General features: G+C 64.8%; 17 protein-coding genes and 2 tRNA genes. 7 read left to right on the top strand and 12 right to left on the bottom strand.

Annotated elements, in window-relative coordinates; translation table 11 throughout:
- Window positions 1-21 precede the first annotated feature (21 nt).
- The 5 genes from ampE to VC212_RS03510 form a co-directional block, all read right to left on the bottom strand.
- Window positions 22-915 (bottom strand): regulatory signaling modulator protein AmpE, encoded by an 894-nt coding sequence (gene ampE / locus VC212_RS03530; protein WP_115561110.1) that lies wholly within the window; start codon window positions 913-915, stop codon window positions 22-24.
- A 136-nt stretch (window positions 916-1,051) separates the two neighbouring features.
- Window positions 1,052-1,951 (bottom strand): NAD(+) diphosphatase, encoded by a 900-nt coding sequence (gene nudC / locus VC212_RS03525; RefSeq protein ID WP_115526902.1) that lies wholly within the window; start codon window positions 1,949-1,951, stop codon window positions 1,052-1,054.
- A gap of 318 nt (window positions 1,952-2,269) precedes the next feature.
- Window positions 2,270-2,656 carry an iron-sulfur cluster insertion protein ErpA gene (gene erpA, locus VC212_RS03520; protein WP_055853212.1) on the bottom strand — a complete coding sequence of 129 codons (387 nt, stop codon included), beginning with the start codon at window positions 2,654-2,656 and terminating at the stop codon, window positions 2,270-2,272.
- An 80-nt stretch (window positions 2,657-2,736) separates the two neighbouring features.
- Window positions 2,737-3,186, bottom strand: coding sequence for a polymer-forming cytoskeletal protein (locus VC212_RS03515; RefSeq protein ID WP_055853213.1), 450 nt, complete (start codon window positions 3,184-3,186; stop codon window positions 2,737-2,739).
- Between the two features lie 3 nt (window positions 3,187-3,189).
- Window positions 3,190-3,927: a DUF6776 family protein gene (locus VC212_RS03510; protein ID WP_055853215.1), complete on the bottom strand. Its 738-nt coding sequence runs from the start codon at window positions 3,925-3,927 to the stop codon at window positions 3,190-3,192.
- A gap of 128 nt (window positions 3,928-4,055) precedes the next feature.
- Here VC212_RS03510 and VC212_RS03505 point away from each other — a divergent pair, with 128 nt between their 5' ends.
- The 3 genes from VC212_RS03505 to VC212_RS03495 are packed head-to-tail and all read left to right on the top strand — an operon-like array spanning window position 4,056 to window position 8,983.
- Window positions 4,056-4,682, top strand: a complete 627-nt coding sequence (locus VC212_RS03505) for a DUF4126 domain-containing protein (RefSeq protein ID WP_323514475.1) — start codon at window positions 4,056-4,058, stop codon at window positions 4,680-4,682.
- Between the two features lie 38 nt (window positions 4,683-4,720).
- Entirely contained in the window at window positions 4,721-6,685 is a 1,965-nt protein-coding gene (locus VC212_RS03500) for an EAL domain-containing protein (RefSeq protein ID WP_323514476.1), read from the top strand.
- Window positions 6,686-6,724: 39 nt separating this feature from the next.
- Entirely contained in the window at window positions 6,725-8,983 is a 2,259-nt protein-coding gene (locus VC212_RS03495) for an ATP-binding protein (protein ID WP_193552838.1), read from the top strand.
- A gap of 643 nt (window positions 8,984-9,626) precedes the next feature.
- On the opposite strand, the gene bfr is transcribed toward VC212_RS03495, so the two are convergent.
- From bfr to VC212_RS03480, 3 genes are all read right to left on the bottom strand, one after another.
- Window positions 9,627-10,097 (bottom strand): bacterioferritin, encoded by a 471-nt coding sequence (bfr, locus tag VC212_RS03490; RefSeq protein ID WP_055853222.1) that lies wholly within the window; start codon window positions 10,095-10,097, stop codon window positions 9,627-9,629.
- Window positions 10,098-10,366: 269 nt separating this feature from the next.
- The gene (locus VC212_RS03485) at window positions 10,367-10,576 is read right to left on the bottom strand and encodes a (2Fe-2S)-binding protein (protein WP_115526897.1); all 210 of its coding nucleotides are present in this window, start codon (window positions 10,574-10,576) and stop codon (window positions 10,367-10,369) included.
- Window positions 10,577-10,656: 80 nt separating this feature from the next.
- On the bottom strand, window positions 10,657-11,274 hold the full coding sequence (locus tag VC212_RS03480) for an RNA pyrophosphohydrolase (RefSeq protein ID WP_055853227.1): 618 nt from the start codon (window positions 11,272-11,274) through the stop codon (window positions 10,657-10,659).
- 118 nt (window positions 11,275-11,392) lie between these two features.
- On the opposite strand from VC212_RS03480, the gene VC212_RS03475 reads away from it, so the two are divergent.
- Both VC212_RS03475 and VC212_RS03470 read left to right on the top strand, forming a co-directional pair.
- A tRNA-Met gene (locus VC212_RS03475) sits at window positions 11,393-11,469 on the top strand.
- A 52-nt stretch (window positions 11,470-11,521) separates the two neighbouring features.
- Window positions 11,522-11,595: transfer RNA gene (locus VC212_RS03470), tRNA-Gln, on the top strand.
- Window positions 11,596-12,087: 492 nt separating this feature from the next.
- On the opposite strand, the gene rpsI is transcribed toward VC212_RS03470, so the two are convergent.
- Window positions 12,088-12,480 (bottom strand): 30S ribosomal protein S9, encoded by a 393-nt coding sequence (rpsI, locus tag VC212_RS03465; protein WP_055853228.1) that lies wholly within the window; start codon window positions 12,478-12,480, stop codon window positions 12,088-12,090.
- A 2-nt stretch (window positions 12,481-12,482) separates the two neighbouring features.
- Window positions 12,483-12,911 (bottom strand): 50S ribosomal protein L13, encoded by a 429-nt coding sequence (rplM, locus tag VC212_RS03460; protein WP_006451009.1) that lies wholly within the window; start codon window positions 12,909-12,911, stop codon window positions 12,483-12,485.
- Window positions 12,912-13,092: 181 nt separating this feature from the next.
- On the opposite strand from rplM, the gene coq7 reads away from it, so the two are divergent.
- Window positions 13,093-13,746: a 2-polyprenyl-3-methyl-6-methoxy-1,4-benzoquinone monooxygenase gene (gene coq7 / locus VC212_RS03455; RefSeq protein WP_115512737.1), complete on the top strand. Its 654-nt coding sequence runs from the start codon at window positions 13,093-13,095 to the stop codon at window positions 13,744-13,746.
- Window positions 13,747-14,240: 494 nt separating this feature from the next.
- Here the strand turns inward: coq7 and VC212_RS03450 are convergent, their stop codons facing one another.
- Together VC212_RS03450 and speD are read right to left on the bottom strand one after the other, a co-directional pair.
- The gene (locus VC212_RS03450; protein ID WP_115526896.1) at window positions 14,241-14,555 is read right to left on the bottom strand and encodes a multidrug efflux SMR transporter; all 315 of its coding nucleotides are present in this window, start codon (window positions 14,553-14,555) and stop codon (window positions 14,241-14,243) included.
- Between the two features lie 164 nt (window positions 14,556-14,719).
- Complete coding sequence (gene speD, locus VC212_RS03445; protein WP_005990692.1) at window positions 14,720-15,514, bottom strand: adenosylmethionine decarboxylase; 795 nt, start codon at window positions 15,512-15,514, stop codon at window positions 14,720-14,722.
- A gap of 137 nt (window positions 15,515-15,651) precedes the next feature.
- Here speD and crp point away from each other — a divergent pair, with 137 nt between their 5' ends.
- Complete coding sequence (gene crp, locus VC212_RS03440; protein WP_055853235.1) at window positions 15,652-16,344, top strand: cAMP-activated global transcriptional regulator CRP; 693 nt, start codon at window positions 15,652-15,654, stop codon at window positions 16,342-16,344.
- The last annotated feature ends 117 nt before the right edge of the window (window positions 16,345-16,461 follow it).

Here is a 16,461-nt window from a genome sequence, read left to right as displayed (position 1 = left end):
GAACATCCGCATTGCACAAGATCACCGCACCCAACCCGCAATCACCAACAACGCCAGCACCACCATCCACAGCAGCAGCACGCGCCACACCAGGCTCATTGCATCGCGCACTTCCGGCAGCCGGCGCCAGACCGGCACCAGGCCCGAATCGGTGTAGTCGTGCGCTTCTTCGCGCAGCTCGGCACTGACACTGGCACGCGCAACGGCACCGAGAAAATGCGGTTCCAACGACCAGCGGTTGCCATGCGCTTGCCGCCACGCGCGGAACACCGTGTCGAAGTTGCCGACCAATGCCATCGACACCGTGATCAGCTGCGCTACCGGCCATTCCAGCACCGCCAGCAGCCATCGCGCGCCGGCAAGATTGCGCGGCGGCAGCAGCACCGCCAGCGGGCTTTCCACCGCCAGCGCGGTCAGGCGATACAGCACCGCGCCGAAAGGCCCCAGCAACAGAAACCACCACAGCACCGCAAACCAGCGCCGCAGGCCATTGACCACCACAGCCTCGACCAGCGACGGCGCATCCTCGTGCACGCTGCCGCCGGCGGCCTGCAACTGCGAGATCGCATCGCGCCGCGCCCCGGGTTCGTCGGCATCGATCACCGCCTCGACATCGCGATCCAGATCGCGCGGCCCCCAGGTCCAGGCCAGCACCGCCACGCCGAACAGCAGCGACAGGAACCCGTGCCAGACATCGTCCAGCAGCCACTGCAGCACGAGCACCACCACCAGGGCCGGCAACAGCGCCAGCAGCACCCCATAGCGGCCCTGCCAGGCGCCACGCCCGGCGGCATAACTGTCCAGCCGGCGCAGCCAATGACCAAACCATTCAAAACGCCGCAGCCTGACCACCTGCGCCGGGACCAGATGGCCCAGCGTGAGTGCGACGACGACGGCAACCAGGGTGGTGAACATGGGTGTCCCTCCTCAGCCGAGTCTAGCCGAGCGGGCACAACCGCCCCGTAACGCGTTTCGCGCGCCGGTACCGTGCGCACCGGGCAAGGGCGCGCATGCGCTTGCCGCACGCCGCGTGCATGCGCAAGCGATGCCCTCAGCCATGCGTGCGATACCACTGCTCGATCAGCGCGCGCGCAATCGAAATAGCAGGCGGCAGCCCAATCCCGTCCTCGCCGCCTTGCCCGGCCAGCGCAGCGCCGACCTCGGCATGACTTACCCAACGCGCGTCTTCCAGCTCACCGGTCACCTGCGGCACTTCGCTCGCCGCCGCATGCGCAGTAAAGCCCAGCATCAGCGCACCCGGGAATGGCCACGGTTGCGCGCCGACATAGCTGCAGTGCTGGATCCGCACCCGGGTCTCTTCGTGCACCTCGCGCGCCACCGTCTGTTCCAGCGACTCGCCCGGCTCCACAAATCCAGCGATCACCGAATAACGCCGCGGCGCCCAGCTGGCCTGGCGGCCCAACAGCAACCGCTGCCCGTCGCTGACCGCGACAATGATCGCCGGGTCCACGCGCGGGTAGTGCTCGGTCTGGCACTGCGTGCAATGCGCGATGAAGCCGGCGCGGCGGAACACGATCGCCCCGCCGCACACGCCGCAAAAGCGCGTGCGCGATTGCCAGTGCAGCATGGCCCGCGCATACGACACCGCGGTGGCGATCTCCGCCGGCCACTCGGCCGCCGCCTGGCGCAGGTCCACACGCTGCGGCGCCTTGACGTCGAGCGGGTCGGCCGACAGGCAGAACCAGCCTTGGCCATCGCGCACGCCCAGGAAGATCGCCGCCTCCGGGCTATCAGCAAGCGCCGAGCCCTGCAGCAGCAACGGCTGCCCCTGCGCATCGGCCAGCGCGGTGCCCTTGGCATCGATCAGCAGCACGTTGCCTTGCGGCCACAGTTGCGCCAACGCAGCGGGATCGTCACGCAACGCATCGCCACGATCGAGCGGCGCGTGGGTGAAGGCGAAACCGGACAACGGAAAAGTAGACTCGGACATCGGCGCAAGCCTGCCGATAATTGGCGACACCCGCAACCGGCAGTGCATGACGATCGCCGCAGCGTAGGCGCATGCAATGCGCGCGCACTCGTGACAGGTCGCTGATGATTACAACCGGTTCGTCGCTGCAGACGCCATGCCTCCGCAACGCGGACCTGCCGAAACGCGTTTTGCGCCATCTGTATCGATCATCGCAACAGGGCTTGCCCGCTGCGCTCGATCAGGACGCGTCAGCCAAGTGCGACAGCGCCATTGGCGGCGCATACGCGCGCCGTCAACCGATCACGACCGCGTCAGACCGCAGCCCGCCGAACAGCCTCAGACGCTGAAGCTGCTACCGCACCCGCAGGTGGTCTTGGCATTGGGGTTGCGGATCACGAACTGCGCACCGGTCAGGCTCTCGGTGTAATCCACCTCGGCGCCCATCAGGTATTGCAGGCTCAGTGGATCGACCAACAGCGTCACGCCATCGGTGGCCACGGCCAGATCGTCTTCGGCACGGTTCTCGTCGAACTCGAAACCGTACTGGAAGCCGGAACACCCGCCTCCCTGGATATACACGCGCAACGCCAACTCGGCGTTGCCCTCTTCCTGGATCAGCTCGCGCACCTTGGCGGCGGCAGCTCCGGAAAAATTCAGCGGCCGGTCGATGGACTGATAGTCCGGGGCCGGGGCGGCAGTAGGAAGCGAAACGAGCGTACTCATGGCGTCAGCATGGGGGCCAGGCGGCCCCACTTCAAGCCGGTTGTGCCAGCGACAGGCTCGCGCTTCAGCCGCGTGCCCGCTCAGGCCTCGGCGGTTTCGGCCTGCAGCGCCTTGACCGGCTCGGTGCGGCTGCCTTCCGGAGCCGGCAGCGCGGCGGTCGCGCCCGCCGTGGCGGCATGGATCAACCGCCCGGTGAGCTGCGCACCGGCGCTCATTTCCACCACCTGGTAGTGCACGTTGCCCTGCACTCGGGCATTGGCGGCCAGTTCGACCCGCTCGGCCGCATGCACGTCGCCGGTCAGCTGACCGTTGATGATCACCACCGGCGCACGCACTTCGCCCTCGATACTTCCCTGCTCGGCCACGGTCAGGATGGCGCTGGCGCCGTCTTCGGCAATCACTTTGCCCAGGATGCGGCCTTCCACATACAGGCCACCGCTGAAGGTCAGGTCGCCGCGGATCACCACCTGCGGTCCGATCAAGGTATCGACCACGGTCTGCGCACCACGGTTGGACTTGTTTCCGAACATGAGCTACTCCCCCGCGCCATTGCCGGCGACTTTCCAATCGAATGTCTGGTTGACCGGCGCCCCATCGCCGCTGAGGGAGATTTTGACACGTTGCGGGGTGAAATCCTTCGGCAGGATCACGCTACCGTCCAACTGCTGGAAATAGCGGAACGAATACGGCTGGGCGGCAGCATCGGGCTTCTGGTGCAGCTCGTTCCAGCTCACCGTCACCAGCTTGCCGGCGCGCACGCCTTCCACCGCAAAGCGCAGCTGGCCCTGGCTGATCGCGCCACGGTTGAGGTTCTGGGTCAGCACCACGCTGTAATTCCAGGTTCCGCCGGCCTCGGCGGTGAACTGCACCGAGTGCGCATTGAGCCCCTTGCGCTGCGCGGTGGAGCCCACCAGCCGCTCGTAGAAGGCCACATCGGCACGCAGCGCGGCGATCTGCTCGTCGCGCTCGGCCAGCGAGGCCTGCACTTCGGTATTGGCGACGCGGCTGATCTTGTCGGACATCGCCAGATTGACCTGGCGCTGCTGTAATTGCTCGATCAGCCGGCGCTGCTGGGCCTGGCTGCGCTGGGCCTGCTGCAAGGCCGCCTCGGCCTCGACCAGGCGCGGCGCGGCGGTGCGGCTGGCCATCCACCACACACCGCCCAGCGATGCCAGCCAGAGCAGGACGACCACGATCCACAGCCAGCGGCCGCTGGAAGGGCCACCACCGGAGTCACGTTGGACGATCTGAACGCGTGCGGCTGGTCTCATGGGCATCGGGTCCGGACGGGCCGGCGGTGTGGGCGGCGGCGTAGTGTGCCAGAGCCTCGACGGCCGTCGCGCTGGCGCTGGGCCGGCGGTTATCCGATAGTTCCGCATTGTTCGCAGGAAGCAACGCCATGAGCGAAGCCCATCTGTTCGTGATCGGCATCCTGCTGGCCTGGCTGGCTGGCATCCGCGTCTACCTCACCGTGTTCGGCGTCGGCCTGGCCGGCCTGCTCGGCTGGATCGAGCTGCCGCCGGCCTTGCATCCGGCGCAATCGCTGTGGGTGCTGAGCACGTCCGGCGCGCTGGCGGTGGCCGAATTCTTCGCCGACAAGATTCCCGGTGTGGATTCGGGCTGGGATCTGCTGCAGACCCTGGCGCGGGTGCCGGCCGGTGCGTTTCTGGCCGCCGCCACGCTGTCGCCGGACGGCGACCTGGGCGCGGGCGCGTTGGCGGCCGGCGCTGGCGTGGCGTTGACCAGCCACACGCTCAAGGCCGGCACCCGCGCACTGCTCAACACCTCGCCGGAGCCGGCCAGCAACTGGGTCGCGTCGCTGGCCGAAGACACCATCGCCACCACTGCACTGGCGCTGGCCTTGGCGCACCCCTGGTTGGCATTGAGTCTGGCAGTGGGGTCCAGCGTGCTGGTCGCGCTGATGGTGTGGTGGGTGTGGCGATTGCTGTGGCGTGGCATGCGCCGGCTGGTCGCGCCGATGCGCGCTTCAAGCACGCCGGCTGCACGCCGCTCCCCGCTATCGTGAAGTTCATCGCATAATCATCGCGACTGCAGGGAGTATCGATGGCCGCCCGAGATCCGGTTCCTTTCACCACCCGTGACGACACCGCCACGCGTAATCGCCCGCTGCGCGCCGAGACGCCGCCGGCCGACTATTGGCGTCGCTGGGCCGACGAGGCTGCCAGCGCGGCCGACGACAGCGCGCCGGTGAGTGCGGCGATCATTCCCGCGCCCGCCGCCGCCAACGTTCCCAGCCATGCGACACCCATTGCACCGGCGCGTGCCGTGTCCAACGCCGGCGCAACGCGCGTTGCGCCGGCGTTGCCGCCGTCCTCCGCCGCGTCCGCAGTCAACAACGACGGTGGCGACAACGTGGCGGCCGATGCGCCGTATCGCGTTCTGATCGTCGAAGACGACCGCTCGCAGGCGTTGTTCGCACAGAGCGTGCTGCATGGCGCCGGCATGCACGCGCAGGTCGAAATGACCGCCGCCAGCGTTCCGCAGGCGATCCAGGACTATCACCCGGATCTGATCCTGATGGATCTGCACATGCCCGAGCTGGACGGCATCCGCCTGACCACCTTGATCCGCCAACAGCCGGGGCAGCAGCTGCTGCCGATCGTGTTCCTCACTGGCGACCCGGACCCGGAACGTCAGTTCGAAGTGCTCGACAGCGGTGCCGATGATTTCCTCACCAAGCCGATCCGCCCGCGCCATCTGATCGCCGCGGTGTCCAACCGTATCCGCCGCGCGCGCCAACAGGCGCTGCAGCTGGCCGGCGAGCAGGTCAGCGTGCGCAGCAACCCGGAAACCGGCCTGCCCACGCGCGGCCACGTGATGGAGCTGCTCGCCAATGCACTGGAGCGCAAGCAGCCCGGTGGGCTGTTCTTCATCGAGATCGCCAGCGCACTCGGCCTGCGCGAACGCTACGGCTACGCCGCCTACGAGCGCCTGATGACCCAGGCCGGGCATCGCCTGGCCACTGCCGCCCAGCCATATCCGCTGGCGCGTCTGAACGACAACAGCTTTCTGCTGCTGGCCGTGGAAATGGACGAAGCCAGCCTGGAACAACGCGCGCTGGATATCCGCGAGCGTCTTTCCGCCAACGCCTTCCCGGTGCGCGAAGAAGAATCGGTACATGTGCGCTGCGCCATCGGCGTGGCTCCGCTGGGCCTGGGCTTTGACGACACCGGCAGCGCGCTGGAAGCGGTCGAGCGCACCGCGTTGCAGGCACGCCTGCGCAGCGACGGTGTGCAGGCCTATCTGGCGCCCAGCCAGGCCGAGCAGCAGGAGCAACTGCGCCTGGTCGAAGGCCAACTCGAACTGGCCTATCAGCCGATCGTGGCGGTGGCTGGCGGCGACACCGCGCAGTACCAGGTGCTGCTGCGGCTGCGTCAGGCCGACGGCACGCTGCTGTCGGCCGGCCAGGTGATCCCTGCCGCCGAAGCGGCCGGACGCATCGCCGACCTGGATCAGCAGGTCATGGATCACGCGCTTGGCTTGCTGCATCTGTATCAGCACGCCAACCCGCCGCTGCGCCTGTTCGTCTCGCAATCGCCGCGCACGCTGGCCCGTGATGCCTTCGCCGACTGGCTGCTCAAGGCACTGGTCGAACGCGGCGTGGCCGGGCAATCGCTGATCGTGGACCTGCGTCTGGACGATGCCCTGATCCACGCGGTCACCGTGCAGCAGTTCTGCGCCAAGCTCATGCCGGCCGGCGTGCAGTTTTGCCTGAGCCAGTTCGAACCCGGCGATGAAGCAAACGCGCTGCTGAGCCAGTTGCCGCTGAGTTTCGTGCGTATGGCCAACCGCTTTGCCGATGCGCATGGCAATGCCGCAGTGCGCGACGAGCTGCGCGGCGTGATCGACATCGCCCATCAGCGCGGCCTGTTGATCATCGGCCAGCGCATCGAAGACCCGCAGGCGGCCGCTGCGATGTGGATGAGCGGCGTGGATTTCATTCAGGGCAACCTGGTGCAGACCGTCGGCAAGGAACTGGATTTCGACTTCACGAACGCGGTGCTCTAAATGACGGCGCAGGCGGGAGGCCTTCGCGCCTGGAGCGCTTTGGCCACGGTGACCGCACTCACCGCAGCGGTGGGCGCAGGCCTGCAGTGGAGCGACATCCAGGGGCCGTGGCGCGCGCTCACCGCCATCGCTGCTGCGCTGGCCGTGGTGTTTGCCCTGTGCGCAGCCGTCGCCGCCCAGCGCAGCGCCCGCGCCCAGCAGCGCTTGTCGCAGCGCCTGGACGAGGCGGAGCTGGCCCGCGAGCGCCTGCAACAGGAACTGCAACGCCACGGCGAACTCGAACAGGAACTGCTGCGCGCCAAACAAGCGGCCGAAGCCGCGACGCTGGCCAAGGGTGAGTTTCTGGCCACCATGAGCCACGAGATCCGCACCCCGCTCAACGGCATCATTCCGATGCTGGAGCTCATCTCCAGCGGCCAGCTCAGCCTGGATCAGCGCGACATGCTGCAGACCGCCACCGGCAGCTCGCTGCAGCTGCTGCGCATCGTCGACGACATCCTCGATTACTCCAAGCTCGAAGCGAACAAGCTCGAACTGGAGATCACCACCTTCAACCTGCGCGAGTTGCTCGACGGTGTGGTGCAGCTGCTGCAACGCACCGCCGAAAGCCGCCAGCTGCGCCTGGGCCTGGACATCGAACCCTCGGTGCGCCTGCTGGTGCGCGGCGACCCGATCCGCCTGCGTCAGGTGCTGGGCAACCTGATCGGCAATGCGATCAAGTTCACCGAGCGTGGCAGCATCGATATCCAGCTGCGTCGCCTCGGCGAAACCCGCGCCCAGCACCTGCTGCGTTTCCAGGTGCGCGACACCGGCATCGGCATCGCACCGGATCAGCAGGCCCGCCTGTTCCGCTCCTTCGCCCAGGCCGACGCCTCCACCACCCGCCTGTACGGCGGCACCGGGCTGGGCCTGGCGATCTGCAAGCGCATCATCGACCTGATGGGCGGGCGCATCGGCGTGGAATCCGAACCCGGCCGCGGTGCCACGTTCTGGTTCGAGATCCCGCTGCTCAAGGTGATCGGCGACCTGCAGCAGAGCACCGGCGCCGATGCGGCACGCGTCATGGTGATCAGCTCCGACGCACGCCTGACGCAACGGCTCAAGCGCCTGCTCGACGGCTGGGGCGTGTCGCACGTGCTGATGGAAACCACCCAGGAAGCGCTGGAACGCGTGCGCCGCCACAGCGATGGAGAGGGCTTCCGCTGCGTCATCGCCGACCACGACACGCTGCGCTACAGCGCGCGCGCCGTCCATCGCGCACTGGCTCGCCCGGAAGACATCAGCGGCTCGAAGCTGATCTGGCTCTACGGCGACGAGCCGGTGCCGGTCGAACTGCAGGACAACGCCACCCTGGTACCGCGTCAGAGCCCGGACGAGATCCTGCGGACGCTGGTGCTGCCGCAGGACGCCAAGCCCGTGCATGCGCTGTCCGCGTCGATGATCCCCGAGCCGCTGCCGCCACCGATGGCCAACGCGCGCGAAGTGCGCATCCTGCTGGTCGAGGACAACCCGGTGAACCTGCTGGTCGCGCAGAAGCTGCTGGGGGTGCTGGGCTTCGAAGCCGATACCGCCACCGACGGCGAGGCCGCGCTGAGCAGCATGGAATCCACGCGCTACGACATGGTCTTCATGGATTGCCAGATGCCGGTGCTGGACGGCTACGCCGCAACCCGCCGCTGGCGCGCGATGGAAACCGAAAGCGGCGGCCGCCCGATCCCGATCGTGGCGATGACGGCCAACGCCATGGCTGGCGACCGCGAACGCTGCCTGGCCGCCGGTATGGACGATTACCTTTCCAAGCCGGTCGCCCGCGAACAACTCGATGCCTGCCTGCAGCGCTGGCTGCCGCGTCAACCGGTGTTGCCCAGCCAGACCAACGGCGCAGCCCCGGCCGATCCGGAAAGCGCCAGCGCGGGCGCCCAGGCACGTGCGCTGCCGATCCTGGACAGCAGCGTGATCGACGAGCTGTACGAAGTGGCCGGCGCGGACACCATCACCATCCTGCAGCTGTTCCTGGACGATGCCCCAGGCATCATCGAACAGCTAGAAGCAGCGGCCGCAAACCGCGACAGCATGCAGCTGCGCGACCTGGCCCACACGCTCAAATCGTCCAGCGCCAACGTCGGCGCCCAGGCCGTGTCCAACGCCGCACGGCGGATCGAACTGGCCGCCCGCACCGGCACCATCGAACGCCCCTCGGTGATGGTCGCCCTGGTGATCGCCGAGTACGCCCGCGCCCGCCTGGCCCTGCTAGGCCAGGTCGCCCGCCTGCAAGCCGCAACCCGCGCAGCCGGCTAAGCCGCGCAGCTCGTGAGCCGGTGACAAGAACCAGCCAGGCACTGCAGTCGCAGAAATCCCGCAGCGAAAGAACGGTCGAGCCCCTCTCCCCGCGCGAGAGGAGTTGGGGTGAGGGTATGGAGCACCCGATCCAAGACGCCCGATCGCGTGCCATGGCGGCACAGCAATACCTGCATCTCAACCGCAAGTCTGACCGGTCATCGGCGTCGAACGTCGCGCTGCATCTGCAGCGGTACCTGAGCAGCACTGGAGCATTACCTGAGCAGCGCTGGACAGTCTCAAGTTCCGCAGAGGCGCTTATCCACTCACAACGCAGCAGCAGCGGCACACCCTCGCCCGACCCACACTCACGCGATGCGCGAGGGAATCAAATAAAGCCCCTCGCCCGACGGGGCGAGAAGGCACGGGTCGCACGCCACTGGCGCGGGTGCCTTGGAGCGCCCGCGTCGCAAACGCGGGCTGGGGCGCGGAGCGGGGTTTGGAGTGAGCGTGCGCGCGAAGCCACAGGCAGCCAAGCAGCTACAGCACAACACACACGCATCGCCCGCAGCGCTTGCATGCTCCCCAGCATGGCACGCGCTCACTAACTACCATCTGCGCTGCTCTCAACACAACGCCGACCAGCACTGCGCTGAGCGCGCGCTCAGTCGTCCAGCTTGGTCAGCAGGTAATTCGGCTCGCCGATCCGCGCCACCAGATCCAGCTGGGTTTCCAGCCAGTCGATGTGCTCTTCTTCCGACTCCAGGATGTCCACCAGCAACTGGCGGCTCACGTAGTCGTTGACGGTTTCCGCATACGCCACAGCTTCGCGCAACACCGCGACCGCTTCGCGCTCCAGCGTCAGGTCGCAGCGGAACATTTCGGTCGGGTTTTCGCCGATGCGCAGCTTGCCGAGCGCCTGAAAATTAGGCAGCCCTTCGAGAAACAGAATGCGGTCGGACAACTTGTCCGCATGCTTCATCTCGTCGATGGATTCTTTGTACTCATGCTCGGCCAATTCTTTCAGGCCCCAGTTTTTCAGCATCTTGGCATGCAGAAAGTACTGGTTGATCGCAGTGAGTTCGTTGTAGAGCACCTTATTGAGGTACTCGATGACTTTGGTATCGCCCTTCATGCGATGTCTCCGAGACAGTGAGCCGGCCGCACTCTAACGCGTTGGCGCGGCGCATGAAGGAACGCGAATCGTGATCAGTTGCGTGATGCCGACCGGGCGGCTACGAATCCACGCATGCCGCATGGAAAGCGACTGGGGGACGCGGGAGAGCCTGTCGACTAACCGTGCACCGCGTGAGACAGGATTTGCATACCAACCGCTGATCGAGGCGCAAGCCCAGCCAGATCCGCGTCGCATGCTGGAAGCAGCCCAGGCGCGCCCCACACCACTCAGGCAGCGCTTGCCAGACCCAGCAACGGAAGCGGCAGCGCGCGGGTAGCGTGCGCCTGCCTCAACAGGTCGGCCGCCATGTCCAGACACGAGCCGCAGTTGGATCCGCAACCGGTGCGCATGGTCAGCTCGGCAAGGCTGGCGCAGCCGTTCTCGGCCGCTTCGCGGATCTGGTGGTCGGTGACCCCATTACAGATGCAGACGTACACGGTATCGGTCGGGTGCTGGCGATCCGGAGAGGACCGGTACTGATTGCACCGCAAACGAGAATAGGTGTCAATTCCAAACGTTAATCATTATTAATCCGCACCTGCCGAGGCCCGCCACGCTTGCGTGGACGCTTGCGAGGACTGTCGTGGCCGGCCGCGCTGCTACCGGGCAACCAGGCTTCCAGCGCACGCTCGGGCATCACACCGACCGCCGCAGGGCCTGCCAGCGTCTGCGCAAGCGGCGCCAAATGCCGCAGCGCACGCGCATAGACGCCACGCTTGAAGATCACCACGTGCTCGACCGGGTACCAGAAGTCCACCCAGCGCCAATGATCGAACTCGGGGGTATCGGTGTGGTCGAGCTTGAGATGGGATTCGTCGCCAGTGAACTGCAGCAGGAACCACACCTGCTTCTGGCCGATACACACCTGTCGCTCATTGCGGCGCACCGCCCGGCTCGGCAGGCGATAGCGTAGCCATCCAGGCGTGGCACCGAGCAATTCCACATGCTCGGGCAACAACCCGGTTTCTTCGCGCAACTCGCGGTACATGGCTTCAACGGGCGTCTCATCGGTGTTCATGCCACCTTGCGGGAACTGCCAGCCGTCCCTGCGCACACGTCGTGCCCAGAACACCTGACCGTCCTTCCGCATCAGCACGATGCCAACGTTTGGCCGGAAGCCGTCCGGATCGATCACGATGCGGACTCCTGAAAATCTACTGTGACCGACTCTGCCACGGCGACGCCCGGCTCACAAGCTGAAAACGAAATACTTGACAACACCCAGGCGCATCGCGAGAATTGCCGGCTCCCTAGGCTATGTAGCTCAGCCGGTTAGAGCACAGCACTCATAATGCTGGGGTCGGTGGTTCGAGTCCACCCATAGCCACCACGGTATTCAAGCCTGCACAGGCATGCGATACTCTGGGACAACATGTTTTTATTGCCCCGTCGCCAAGCGGTAAGGCACCTGACTCTGACTCAGGCATCGGTGGTTCGAATCCATCCGGGGCAGCCAAACACAGAAGGTCCGATCGAAAGATCGGGCCTTTTTTGTTGCCTGTGCCTCATGCAGATGATCCGAATCTCTACACAGCATTTGGTCCACCCGTGGAAGCAGCGCCCTATATTCGGCCACTGCTTACCCCCGGAACTACGCAACTCCCCAAACCTTCGACATCTCAGCGACATCGGGCAACTGCCGCGCGCCGGAATCCACCAGTAGCGCCGCCTTGTCGCGCAGGAATGTCACCGACCGTTTTCCATGCGCGCACGGACGTGGATATACAGCATGTGACCGGTACCAACTCACGATCCCGCGCCACACCAACACACCGATCCCGCGCCAGCCACTGACCTCGGTGCGCCGGGAGCCGCCATCAGAGCCGTCGCCTTACCGCGCACACCAATAAGGGTCCGGCCAGCACCACTGCAAAACGACAAAAGCCCGGCAATGCCGGGCTTTTGAAGCAATCGTCCCAGCAAGCCGGGACGCAGCGAACGCGATGAATCAGCGCTTGGAGAACTGGGTCGCGCGACGGGCCTTGTGCAGACCGACCTTCTTACGCTCGACTTCACGGGCGTCGCGGGTCATGAAGCCAGCCTTGCGCAGCTCGGACTTCAGGGTTTCGTCGTACTCGACCAGCGCACGGGAGATGCCCAGACGGATCGCACCGGCCTGACCGGTGGTGCCGCCGCCGGAGGCGGTGACCAGGATGTCGAAGCTTTCCGTGTTCTTGGTCAGCTCAAGCGGCTGACGCACGATCATGCGCGCCGTCTCACGGCCGAAGAACTCATCCAGCGGACGGTCGTTGACGGTGATCTTGCCGGTACCCTTGCGCAGGAACACGCGAGCGGTGGAGGACTTGCGGCGGCCAGTGCCGTAGTTTTGCGTGATAGCCATGATTAGATATCCAGAACTTGCGGCTGCTGGGCGGCGTGCGGATGCTCGGCACCCGAATACACCTTGAGCTTGCGGTACATGGTGCGGCCCAGGGGACCCTTCGGCAACATGCCCTTGACGGCGATTTCGATCACGCGCTCCGGGTGGCGCTGCAGCGCCTGCTCCAGGCTCTCGGTCTTCAAGTTACCGATGTAGCCGGTGAAGCGGTGATACTTCTTGTCTTTCAGCTTGTTGCCCGTGACCACGATCTTTTCGGCATTGATCACCACGAGGTAATCGCCAGTATCGACGTGAGGGGTATAGATCGGCTTGTGCTTACCGCGCAGGCGGCTAGCCAGTTCGGTGCAAAGACGGCCAAGCGTCTTGCCGGCGGCGTCAACGAGATACCAGTCGCGCTGGACGGTCTCGGACTTGGCGGTGAACGTAGTCATGAGGAAGCTCTTGAGTAGTCGGGCGGATTGCAGCGGCGATGACCGCTGGAACTTTGCCACGCGTTGTGAAGGCGAAACAGAAGAGGCGGGATTGTACGCGGCAGCCCGCAGCGGCGCAAGTCGGGCGTCCGTCAGGGTCAAGGCGGTTGGCAGCGGATCGGCCGGGCGCCAGAATCGACGCATGACCCAGACCTCCCCCAACCGACTGCACAGCCCGCTCGATCGGCTGCTGGTCGAAGCCCAGCGCGCGCTGGAGACCGTCTTCGGCAACCCGCCCGCCGAGCGTCCCAACCCCGCTGCCGACACCCCCGATGTCGCGCTGCAACCAGACCAGCGTCGCCATGCTGCCGGGCTGATGCGCATCAATCATGTCGGCGAAGTGTGCGCGCAAGGCCTGTACTTCGGCCAGGCTGCGGTCGCCCGCGACGCGCACACCCAGCACCACCTACTGGAAGCCGCGCAGGAAGAAACCGACCATCTGTCCTGGTGCGCGGATCGCCTGCACGAACTGGACAGCCGCCCCAGCCTGCTCAACCCGGTCTGGTATGCCGGCAGCTACGCGCTGGGCGCCCTGGCCGGGCTGCGCGGCGACGACTGGAGCCTGGGCTTCGTGGTCGAGACCGAGCGCCAGGTGGAAGCTCACCTGGACGAACATCTCGAAACCCTGCCGGAGATCGACCAACGCAGCCGCGCGATCCTGCGCGTGATGAAGATCGACGAAGCCCGCCACGCCGACCAGGCCGAACAAGCCGGCGCCCGCATCCTCCCGCCCCCCATCCCCACCGCCATGGCTTTGGCCTCCAAGCTGATGAAGACCGTCGCTTACCGCTTCTAGGATTGGGGACTGGGAATTTCCGGTTGCCGGTTGCCGGTTGCCGGTTGCCGGTTGCAGTTGGAAGTTGGAAGTTGGAAGTTGGAAGTTGGAAGTTGGCAAGCAGGTTCCGGCCTGCAGTGACACGCACACCGTAGAGTAAGAAACGCCGTTGCAACGCGGGCCGAAAGTGATTGCGAAAACGCCGCCTACCGTCAAACCAGCCACTCCGAAGGCAATACCCACTCAGCACAACATGGCTGCGCTCAACCAGCAGCAAGAAGCACCAACCCATTCGAAATCCCTTGCAGCAATCGTAGGGAAAGCAGGCCATAAAGCGCAACGCACAACTCGTCTCCGGCTCAAATAGCGCATCACGCCCCTCGATACCCAATCTGGAGCAGAGCCCCCTTTATTAAGGGGGCTCGCTGATAAGCGCGGGGATAGGCAGCCACGGAGTCGGGGCCCAAGATTTGCGAAGCAAACCTTGGGGGGGCAGGCCCGCGTAGCGGGGCTGACTAACTGACCAACTTCAAGCCGATCACACCGGCAACGATCAGCCCAATGCAGGCCAGACGCGACCACGATGCGCTGTCGCCAAACAAGGCGATGCCGGCAATGGTTACGCCCAATGCGCCGATACCTGTCCAGATCGCGTAGCCGGTGCCGACCGGAATGGTCTTCAGTGCCTGGGTCAAAAACCACAGGCTGATGCCGGCCAAGCTGATCGTCAGCACGGTTGGCCACAGCCGCGTAAAGCCGTCGCTGTATTTCAGGCCCAGGGCGAAGCCGATTTCGAACAGGCCGGCCAGTACGAGATAAATCCAGGGCATTGCAGTACTCCTCAACAGAAAAAACGGACAAAAAAAAAGCGACCCAGTGTCTGCACACTGGGCCGCCGTCGGCTGTGGAACGCGAGGTCATCGCGTGGCGGGCCGTCCCGCCTTGAGTCGTTGTCGCACCTGCGAACAGGCGCGCAAGCGGTCGTTCTTTGCGATTACTCGCTCAGGTTGCGCCCGTGGAACAGCTCTTCGATCTCGCGCTTGAGCAGCGTTTCGATCTTCATGCGCTCCTTGAACGACAGGTTCTTGGCACGCTCTTCGAACAGGTACTGATCGAGATCGAAATCTTTCAGGTGCATCTTCGTATGGAAGATATTTTCCTGATAGACGTTGACGTCGAACATCTCGTAACGCGACTTCACATTCTTGGCAAGGAAGTGCTGGATCGAGTTGATCTTGTGATCGATGTAGTGCTTTTTACCCTTCACGTCACGCGTAAAGCCGCGCACGCGGTAGTCCATGATCACGATGTCCGATTCCAGACTCTCGATCAGGTAGTTCAGCGCCTTCAGCGGCGAGATGACGCCACAGGTGGCAACGTCAATGTCAGCGCGGAACGTGGCAATGCCTTCCTGCGGATGCGTCTCCGGGTATGTGTGCACAGTGATATGGCTCTTGTCCATATGAGCAACCACAGCGTCGGAGATGAGCTCCTTGCCGGCCTGCTTCTTGTCGATCACCGGCTCTTCGGAAATCAGGATCGTCACCGATGCGCCCTGCGGATCGTAGTCCTGACGTGCGATATTGAGGATGTTGGCGCCAATGATCTCGGCCACATCGGTCAGGATCTGCGTCAGACGATCGGCGTCGTACTGCTCATCGATGTACTCGATGTAGCGCTGACGCTCCTCTTCAGTACGCGCGTAACAGACGTCGTAGATGTTGAAGCTCAACGCCTTGGTGAGGTTGTTGAACCCCTGTAGCCTCAGGCGAGGCAACGGCTTGACCACGTCGGTCTGTCCTTATGGAAGGCGGGAAAGGAAACAATTATGAGCCAAAGATCCCAGCAACGAAATGCCGATGTTAAGAATGGTTTACCTTGCATGACTCATGCCGTTAAGCTTCAGGAATTACACGCGGAACTACCATGAGCCCAGGAAACACGACGGTTGTCACTACGACGGTACGTAACGCTTCCCCTTCGCTGGCGCTGGACGCAGGCACCATTGAGCGTTTTCTTGCGCACAGCCACCGCAGGCGCTATCCGACCCGGACCGATGTGTTCCGGCCAGGAGACCCGGCCGGCACCCTCTACTACGTCATCAGCGGCTCGGTAAGCATCATTGCCGAGGAAGATGACGATCGTGAGTTGGTGCTGGGCTACTTCGGTAACGGCGAGTTCGTTGGCGAGATGGGGTTGTTCATCGAATCCGATACGCGCGAAGTGATCCTGCGCACCCGCACCCAGTGCGAGTTGGCGGAGATCAGCTACGAGCGCCTGCAGCAGCTGTTTCAGACCAGTTTGTCGCCGGATGCCCCCCGCATCCTTTACGCGCTGGGCGTTCAGCTTTCAAAACGGCTGCTCGACACTACAAGGAAAGCCAGCCGCCTGGCGTTCCTGGATGTGACCGACCGCATCGTGCGCACCTTGCACGATCTGTCCAAGGAGCCGGAAGCGATGAGCCATCCGCAGGGCACGCAGCTGCGTGTCTCGCGACAGGAGCTGGCACGCCTGGTCGGTTGCTCGCGCGAGATGGCCGGACGTGTGCTCAAGAAGCTGCAGGCCGATGGCCTGCTGCATGCACGCGGCAAGACTGTCGTGCTGTACGGCACGCGCTAAGCGCACGATGCAGCCAGTGCCCAGTGCACTGGCTGCATGCCGAGACGGCAGAATTTAGGCAACGCCGCTGTGTTCTTGGGCTCGTTTGGCGCGCCGTAACACTGCAGTTTTGCGCGA

Source organism: Xanthomonas sp. WHRI 8932A (genome assembly GCF_035012785.1).
Taxonomy (GTDB): domain Bacteria; phylum Pseudomonadota; class Gammaproteobacteria; order Xanthomonadales; family Xanthomonadaceae; genus Xanthomonas.
The sequence above is the reverse complement of the archived record's forward strand: the minus strand, read 5'-3'. Positions and strand labels throughout refer to the sequence as shown.